The organism is Synechococcus sp. B60.1 (assembly GCF_047462555.1).
In the GTDB taxonomy this organism is placed as follows: Bacteria; Cyanobacteriota; Cyanobacteriia; order Thermostichales; family Thermostichaceae; genus Thermostichus.
Genome location: NZ_JANSJN010000007.1, coordinates 24,829 through 33,770, shown reverse-complemented (window position 1 = coordinate 33,770; position 8,942 = coordinate 24,829). Strand labels below are relative to the sequence as shown.

The window sequence follows — 8,942 nt, the reverse complement described above, 5'->3', positions numbered from 1 at the left end:
GGTTACCGCTTACTTTATCAACAACGCCCAGCTTACTTCCTTGATTATTGTGGGCCTGGCCATCTTTGGCCTGCTGGCAGCGACCTTGACCCCCAAGGAAGAAAACCCGCAAATTGTCGTCCCGGCAGCGGATGTAGTTTTGCGGTATCCGGGGGCCAGCGCCGAGGTTGTGGAGAAGACGCTGATTACCCCTGTGGAAGCGAAGCTGCGGGAGCTGACAGGGATCGACCACATCTATTCGGTGGCCCAGGCCTCTGGCGGCTTGATCACGGTGCAGTACGAGGTGGGGGAAAACTGGGAAGACAGCCTGTTTAAGCTGCAAAACCATCTGTTTAGCCACCCGGAGCTATTCCCCCCTGGCGCCAGCTATCAGGTGCAGCCGGTCATCATTGACGATGTTCCCATCGTTACCCTGACCTTGACAGGGGCCGACTACACCGACAATCAGCTACGGCGGGTGGGAGAGCGGCTGCTGGAGGATCTGCGCAGCCTTCCCAACACGGCCAACCTGACGCTGGTGGGCGGGCATCCCCGCACCATTCGGGTGGATCTGGATCCGGAGCGGCTGGCCAGCTATGGTCTTTCCCCGACCCAGGTGGCCCAGCGCATTGCCGCCGAAAACTTGCAACTGCCGGCGGGAGACGTGGAGGTGGGATCCCAGCAGATCCGCCTGGAGGGGGGACAGCGGCTGGCTTCGGCTGAGGACGTGGCCGCCATTCAGATCAAGCCGGAGGTCTATCTCAGAGATGTAGCCAGCGTGCGGGATGAGTTTGCCGAGCGCACCTCCCTGACCCGCATCCACTTCCGCAGCGACGAGCCCATCACAGAGCCCTATCCGGATCCGCGCCGCCGCTCGACGGGAGAGTGGATCACCCAGCCGGCGGTCACCATCGGCATTGCCAAGAAGCCGGGAACCAACGCGGTCACCGTAGCCAAGGCCATTTTTCGGCGGCTGGAAGAGTTGCGGCCGCAGTTGCCTCCCGGGATCCAGGTTGCCGTCACCCGCAACGACGGGCGGACGGCTTCAAAAGCGGTTGGGAACCTCTACAACAGCCTCTTCCAGGCCATCGGCATTGTGGTGGGCCTGTTGTTGATCTTCCTGGGCTGGCGGGAGGCGGCCATTGTGGCTTTTGTAATCCCGTTAACTTTGGCCGGCACGCTGGGCGTGGGCTGGGTTGCCGGCCAAACGATTAACCGCATCACCCTCTTTGCCCTGATCCTGGCCCTGGGCACCTTGGTGGACGACGCCATCGCCGTTACGGAGAATATCCACCGTCGCTTTGAGCTGCGCCCCGGCATGAACTTTCGCGAGAAGGTGGAGGAGGCGATTGCCGCGGTGGAGGAATTGGGTGTGCCGGTTATTCTCTCCACCATCACGGTCATTTTGGCCTTCCTGCCCATGCGCTTTGTCACGGGGATGATGGGGCCCTACATGGGGCCGATCCCCTTTAATGTGCCGGTGGCGATGATCATCAGCACAACGCTGGCCCTGACGGTTACCCCCTTTCTGGCGGCCCGTTGGATTCGCCTCAAGCCCTCCACCGAGGCCTCTCCACCCCAGCTCGCTCTGGAAGAAACGCGCCTGTATCGGCTCTACCACCGCCTAATGCAGCCGCTGCTGGAGTCGGCCTTCCGGCGGCGTCTGCTGATTGGGGTGGTCACTGGCCTGTTCTTGGCCAGCTTTCTCCTGCCCCTGACCCAGGTGGTAAAGTTTCGCATGCTGCCCAAGGCGGACAAGGACACCTTCCTAGTGCAGTTGGATATGCCGCGGGGGACGGAGCTGGCCGCTACCGACGCTGTAGCCCGCGAGCTGGAGGAGGTGCTCAAGCAGGATGCCGAGGTGTTTAGCTTTGAAACCTACGTCGGTACGGGGGCGCCGGTGGACTTCAACGGCCTGCTGCGGGGATCCTACCGCCGCGAGGGCGAGGATGTGGCCGACATCCGCGTCCACCTCAGCCAGCCGGAAGCCCGTCGGATCGACTCGGAAGGGATCGTGCTGCGCCTACGGCCTGCTATGCAAGCGGTGGCGGAGCGGCACAACGCCATCGTCAAGCTGGTGGAAGATCCACCTGGGCCGCCCGTGCGGTCTACCCTGCTGGCAGAAATTTATGGCCCCGACTACGCCCAACTGCGGCAGTTGGCCAAGCAGGTGCGCCAGGTGTTTGGCGAGACGGAGGGCGTGGTGGACATCGACGACTCGGTGAAAAACCCCATTCCCCAGTTGACCCTGAAGGTGGATCCGGAGCGGGCCAACCGCGTCGGCCTGACCACGGCGGAGGTCTCCCAGACCTTGAGCTTGGCCCTGCGGGGATCCACCGTCAGCATCCTGCAACTGCCCGGGGAGCTGACACCCGTGGGGATCCATGTCCGCCTCGAGCCGTCGGCCCGGCAAAGCCTGGAGGATCTCAACCGCATTCAACTGCCGACGCCGACGGGATCCCTGGTTCCCCTGTCGGAGCTGGTGGAGTGGGTGCCCACGGTGGCCGACGAGCCCATCTTCCATAAAGACCAGCGGCCCGTGGCCTACGTAATGGGCGAGATGGCCCGCCGCTCCTCGGTCTATGCAGTCTTGGATCAAATAGCCTATTTCTGGCGGCATCCCCTCCCCAAGGGCTTTTGGATCCAGTGGGATGGGGAATGGAAGCTGACCCTGGACGTGTTCCGGGATCTGGGCCTCGCGATGTTGGTAGCCATTTTGTTGATTTACCTCATCCTGGTGGGCCAGTTCCGCAGCTTCAAGGTTCCGCTGATCATCTTGGGCAGCATTCCCCTGGCCCTCATCGGCATCCTGGTGGGCTTTAGCCTCAACGGAGTGTACTTCAGCGCCACGGCCATGATTGGGGTGATCGCCTTGGCGGGGATCGTGGTGCGCAACGCCATCGTCTTGCTGGAGTTTATCGCCGATCAGCGGGCCCAGGGGGTCAGCCTGGAAAAAGCCATTGTGGCAGCCGGGGCCGTTCGCTTTCGTCCGATTTTGCTGACCAGCATCACCACCATGTTGGGCACGGTGCCCATCTTGTCCGACCCGGTGTGGTCGGGCTTGGCCTGGACGCTGTTGACGGGGATGTTGACCTCTTCCGCCTTGACCTTGGTGGTCATTCCCATCTGGTTCTACGGGGAGCAAATCCGCCTTGCCAAAAAGCTGGCTCTGGAGCAAGCTGCTGCTCAGCCATCCCACCCGTAGAGAAACTTTTTGACATCCACCCTTCGAGAAGGAGACAAGACGATGTGGACATACCTGAGAAGATGGCTCCTGCTGGCGCTGGCCTTGGGCAGCTTGGGCTGGGGCGCTGCCGCCGCCCTGGCCCAGCCGGATCCCGCCCAACTGGCCAAAGCGGTGGAGTCCGTAGAATACCTGGATCAACTGCGGCACGGCCTGGCGGCCAGCTTGGCCGGATCCTCACCTGCGGGGGTGGATGCCGAGACCTTCAAACAGGTTTGTCGCCCTGTGGCGGTGCAGGCGCAGGCCCTGGCCCAAGAAAATGGCTGGCAAGTTAAGCAAATTGCCCAAAAGTACCGTAACCCGGAGCACGCCCCCGACAATCTACACGCCACGATGGCCCTGGCCCGTTTCCAGCGGGATCCGGAGCTCATTGGCTTTTGGGAGCGGGAAGTGCTGGCTGGCCAGAGGGGCATTCGCTACTACCGCCGCATCAACGTCGAGGCTAGCTGCCTGGCCTGTCACGGGCCTAAGGACTCGCGACCGGCCTTCATTGTCAGCAAGTACCCCCAAGACCGGGCCTACGACTTCAAGGTGGGAGACCTGCGGGGCATGTACGCCGTGTTCATTCCCGAAGAGGAGGAATCTCCTCAATAGCCCCTTGTCCTAGGGAGAGGAAGGGGACTCTGTATTATCTTTTTATCGACATATAGTTATATAGTTTGCCAAAATAATGATGGGAGAAGGTTGCAAAGGAGTTTAATTTCTATGGACGCTGCCCTGGTTCCGTTTGAAGAGCCGCCGCTGTCGCGGCGCCGTTTTCTCAACTTCCTGACCGGCTCGGCGCTGGCGGCGGTGGCGGGTTCGGTGCTCTACCCGCTGGGCCGCTATCTCATCCCGCCGGCGGAGGGATCCGCCAATGGATCGGCCCTGGCCAAAGACAAGCTGGGGAACCCGATCCCGGCGGAGCAGATCTTGGCAGAGCCGCCTGGGACGCGGGCGCTGGTGGCGGGTCTGGCGGGGGAGCCCACCTACCTCACCGTTAGGGAGGGGGGGAAGCTGGACGAGCAAGGGCTGGTGAACAACTGTACCCACCTGGGCTGCACCTTCCCATGGAACCCGCTGGCCGAAGAGTTCCAGTGTCCTTGTCACGGATCCCGCTATGCGGCTGATGGCTCGGTGATTCGAGGGCCGGCAGCGCTGCCTCTGAAACTGGTGCGGGTGGAGGTGCGGGAGGGGTGGATCTGGCTCTCTCCCTGGTTGGATGTCGATCCGCGAACGGGGAGTCTGCCCTGGTGGGTGTGAAGGAGGGCGCTCTTGGGATCGGCTTCTGGCCGCAGGTTTTTTTCATCAAGTTCAGAAAAGAGGGGGAGCAGTTTTGATGGCTCGCGTCGTCGTCATTGGGGCTGGGCTGGGAGGGCTGCCTACTGCCTACGAGCTGCGGCATCTTTTGCCGCAGGGATCCCACCAGGTAACTGTAGTCAGCAATACTCCAAAGTTTACGTTTACCCCTTCTCTGCCGTGGGTGGCGCTGGGCCTGAAGCGGCTGGCGGACATTCAGGTGGAGCTGCCGCAGCGGCTGGAGAGGAAGGGGATTGAATTTATCCAGGGCACGGTAACCGACTTGCAGCCGCCAAAGCGCACCCTGCGGGTTAACGGGGAGCCTCTGGCCTACGACTACTTGGTGGTGGCCACGGGAGCGGAGTTGGCCTTGGACGCCATCCCAGGTCTGGGGCCGGAACAGGGGTTTACCCAGTCGGTGTGCACGCCGCACCATGCTTTGCTAGCTCAGAAGGCGTGGGCAGAGTTTCTCCGCCAGCCGGGGCCGCTGGTGGTGGGAGCGGTGCCGGGGGCCAGTTGTTTTGGGCCGGCCTATGAGTTTGTCTTGCTGGCCGAGGGGCAGTTGCGAAAAAGAGGGCTGCGGGAGCAGGTGCCCATCACCTTCATCACGCCGGAGCCCTATGCTGGCCATTTCGGGATTGGCGGCATGGCGGGGGCCGAGGAGCTGGTGAAACGGCTGCTGGCCCAGCGGCAGATCCGGGTTTTGGCCAATACTGCCATTGCCCGTGTCGAAGAGGGGGAAATCGTGCTGGCAGAAGGGGAGCGGATCCCTTTTGCCTACGCCATGCTGCTGCCGCCCTTCCGGGGAGCCCAGTTCCTGCGGGAAGTCCCCGGCCTGACGGACGCCCGCGGTTTCCTGCCGGTAACTTCCACCTACCAGCATCCCGACTTCGATAGCTTCTATGCGGTGGGCGTGGTGACCCAGCTAGCCCCTTCCGAGACAACCCCTTTGCCGGTGGGAGTGCCCAAAACCGGCCAGATGACCGAGGCGATGGGGATGGCAGTGGCGCACAATATCGCCCTGCGCCTGGGAGCCCTGCGGGGGGAACCCGTGAGCCCGACGCTGGAAGCCATCTGCTTTGCCGACTTCGGCGATACGGGCATTCTCTTTTTGGCGGATCCTGTCTTGCCGGTGCTGGGGCGCCGCCGCCGCGCCCTGGCCGTACAAGGGCCATGGGTCAGTTGGCTCAAGTCCGCCTTTGAGCACTATTTCCTGGCCAAGATGCGCTGGGGGTGGGCGGTGCCTTGGTTTGAGCGCCTCAGTTTGCAGGGGGTGGGGCTCTCTCTGATAGAGCCCATCTCCAAGCCATTGGGAGATTTGGTCTCCCCTTAGAAAAGTTCCGATTTTCTCGTCACGCTCAAGTTACGCCGGACACTTGCGCTATGAAAACTCAAGTCGGCAGGTTGCAACAACAAACGTTTTCCGGCTGGAGCTGGGGCCACCTGGGCTGGGCGCTGCTCTTCCTCTCGCTAGGGGGGCTGGGCGGCTGGCTGCTGGGATCCCAAGGCCGGCCCGGCCAAGGGGGGGCAGCTTTGGAGGTTGCCGGTCGCGTCGGCGGGACAGGGTCCCTGGAAGCCACCGAGGCCGCCCCACTGACCACGCTGGAGGTCAAGCCACGGGAAATCAGCCAAGAGCGGATCCTGGTGGGCAGCCTAGAGGCCGTGGAGCGCACCCCCCTCAGCAGCCGCATCGTGGGCCGAGTCGTGGAGCTGCCGGTTCAGGAGGGGCAGCGGGTGGCGGCTGGATCCCTGATTGCCCGCCTGGATATCAGCGATGTGCAAGCCGCCCAGCAACAGGCCCAAGCCCAGCGGCAACAGGCTGAGGCGCAACTGCAGCAGGCCCAAGCAGGCCTTCTGGCCGCCCAGGCGGGGGTGAGGGGAGCGGAAGAAGCCTTGCGCCAGGTGCAAGCCCAGAAGCAGCAGGCGGAAGCGGAGCTGCAGGAGGCCCGTTTGCACCAAGAGCGGATGCAGAAGCTGCACGCCGAAGGAGCCGTGGCCCAAGCCCAGGTGGATCAGGCCAATACGCGGGTAGCCGTGCTCCTGGGCCGCCTGGCCCAGCTCGAGGCCGGGATCCAGCAGGCCGAACAGGGATTGACCCAAGCACGGGCCCAGCTTGCCCAGGCGGAAAGCCGGATCCCTGAGGTGCAGGCAGCCATGGCCCAGGCCCAGGCAGGGGTGGCGCAAACCCAAGCCAACCTTGCCTACGGAACCCTGGTCGCCCCCTTTGCCGGCGTCGTCACCCGCAAGTATGTGGAGGTAGGGGCTTTGGCGGGGCCGGGCCAGCCGATTGTGGAGCTAGAAAGCAGCGAGCGGCTGCGGTTTTCCGTGGCCTTGCCCGAATCCCTGGCCGGCCAAATCCGGGTGGGACAAGCGGTGCCCATCAACATCGACAGCCTCAACCAAACCGTGGAGGGAACCATCCGCCAAATCATCCCCAGCGCCGACCCCAGCTCAAGAACGGTGGAGGTGAAGGTGGAGATTCCCCCGCTCCCCGGAGCAATGCCGGGCATGCTGGGCCGTCTGAAGTTGGCAGGAGAAACCCGCCAAGCCCTGCTCCTGCCCCAAGCAAGCCTGGTAGAACAGTTCGGCCTTACGGGCGTGTACCGGCTGGTGGACGGCAAGCCGCTGTTTACGCCCGTGGTGGTGGGATCCCGCTATGGGGATCAGGTGGAGATCCACAGTGGGCTACAGCCTGGAGACGAGGTAATCCAGGAAGCGGCTGCCGTCCGGGCTAGATCCTTCTGAAAACTGTTTCCTAGGACAGAAGCCCAGAGTTCTGCTGACTTTCTTGATTTCCACCGGGCTTGCGGGGCTTTCGCCGCTGCGACCTTGTCGGGCTGAGGCAGCGGAAAGAAGTCCCTCACCGCCCTGAAGCTTTTCTCCTCGCCCCGCTTGCAACAGCGTCGCAGAGTGATGGCTACGGAGCGGGCAAGCTTCTTGATCTGGGTGGGAGAAAACCGTCCTCTGGGCTGCGCCTGGGAACCCTGGGAGCGACCCAGAACCTGAACCCGTCTTGGTAAATCCAGTTTCTTTTTGGGTATACTTCCGCTATACTCATCTCGTACAGATTCCGAGTTCCTTCCCCTGAAGATGACCTGGCGCGCTCCCTTTTTTGGCTACTTTAGCTTTCCCTGGCAACGACCAGGGCGGAAGGGTGGCGCGTAAACTATAGAGCCTAGGTTTACCCGAGTCAGTCCTGAAGCCCTGAGCCCAGTGCCAGGGCTTTTTTGATGGCTCGATGCTCCATTCCCTCACTTCCCATCCCTTGCACACAATCTTGCCCACGATGAAGGACAGTTCTATGCCCCCCCAAACCGACAACTGCAACATCCAAGAGGTGACTCCCTTGATTGCCCCTGCTGCTGTCAAGGCCAAGCTGCCGCTGACGGAAACGGCAGCCCAAGTGGTGCTCTCCACGCGGCAAGCCATCCGCGACATCATCCACGGGCGGGATCTCCATCGCTTGGTGGTGATTGTCGGCCCCTGTTCCATCCACGATCCCGAAGCGGCCTTGGAGTATGCCCACCGCCTCAAGCGGGTGGCCGATCGAACCCGCGAGCACCTGGTGATTGTGATGCGCACCTATTTTGAGAAGCCGCGCACCACAGTGGGCTGGAAGGGCCTCATTAATGATCCCCACCTGGACGGCTCCTGCGATATTGCCACTGGCTTGCAACTGGCCCGTTCTATCCTATTGCAGATCAACGAGCTGGGCTTGCCCTGTGCCACAGAAATGTTGGATCCGGTAACTCCCCAATACACCGCAGACCTGGTGAGCTGGGCGGCCATCGGCGCCCGAACCATCGAAAGCCAGACCCACCGGGAAATGGCCAGTGGCCTCTCTATGCCCGTGGGCTTCAAAAATGGCACCGACGGGCGGCTGGAAATTGCCCTCAACGCCATTCTCTCCGCCAGTCACCCTCACAGTTTTCTGGGCATCGGCCAAGACGGCATGACGGCCCTGGTGAAAACCACCGGCAACCCAGACCGGCACATTGTGTTGCGCGGCGGCGGCGGCAAGACCAACTACGGCCCGGAAGATGTGGCGCGGGCGGCGCTGCTGATGAAGGATCAAGGGATCCCGCGCTCGGTGATGGTGGACTGCTCCCACGACAACTCCCACAAAGACTACCGCCAGCAGGGAGCCGTCTGTCGGGCAGTGCTGCGGCAGTACCAAGCAGGGCAGCGGGCCTTGATGGGGCTGATGCTGGAGAGCAACCTCAACCCAGGCAAGCAAACCTGGCAGGAAGGGGCACCACTCAAGTACGGCGTTTCCATCACCGACGGCTGCATCGGCTGGGAGGAGACCGAGGATCTGTTGCAGGAGATGGCAGCAGTCGTAGCAGGGAAAACCTTGGCTTTGAATCACTGAAAAAGCCCCGCAAGACCCAAGCAAGGCAATAAAGTTGTGCTCGGCAGCAGTGCAACTCCCCTCTCCCTC

At 62.5% G+C, this 8,942-nt stretch carries 6 protein-coding genes; all 6 read left to right on the top strand.

What is annotated here, in order from left to right; translation table 11 throughout:
• Window positions 1-3,184 (top strand): efflux RND transporter permease subunit (locus NW863_RS01550; protein ID WP_414364005.1); only part of this gene is annotated, 3,184 nt, incomplete at its 5' end.
• Window positions 3,185-3,226: 42 nt separating this feature from the next.
• Window positions 3,227-3,817 (top strand): DUF3365 domain-containing protein, encoded by a 591-nt coding sequence (locus NW863_RS01545; protein ID WP_414364004.1) that lies wholly within the window; start codon window positions 3,227-3,229, stop codon window positions 3,815-3,817.
• 111 nt (window positions 3,818-3,928) lie between these two features.
• Window positions 3,929-4,465, top strand: coding sequence for a cytochrome b6-f complex iron-sulfur subunit (gene petC, locus NW863_RS01540; protein ID WP_414359196.1), 537 nt, complete (start codon window positions 3,929-3,931; stop codon window positions 4,463-4,465).
• 76 nt (window positions 4,466-4,541) lie between these two features.
• Window positions 4,542-5,834, top strand: coding sequence for an NAD(P)/FAD-dependent oxidoreductase (locus tag NW863_RS01535; RefSeq protein ID WP_414364003.1), 1,293 nt, complete (start codon window positions 4,542-4,544; stop codon window positions 5,832-5,834).
• Between the two features lie 50 nt (window positions 5,835-5,884).
• Window positions 5,885-7,246: an efflux RND transporter periplasmic adaptor subunit gene (locus tag NW863_RS01530; RefSeq protein ID WP_414364002.1), complete on the top strand. Its 1,362-nt coding sequence runs from the start codon at window positions 5,885-5,887 to the stop codon at window positions 7,244-7,246.
• A gap of 556 nt (window positions 7,247-7,802) precedes the next feature.
• Window positions 7,803-8,873 carry a 3-deoxy-7-phosphoheptulonate synthase gene (locus NW863_RS01525; protein WP_414336186.1) on the top strand — a complete coding sequence of 357 codons (1,071 nt, stop codon included), beginning with the start codon at window positions 7,803-7,805 and terminating at the stop codon, window positions 8,871-8,873.
• The last annotated feature ends 69 nt before the right edge of the window (window positions 8,874-8,942 follow it).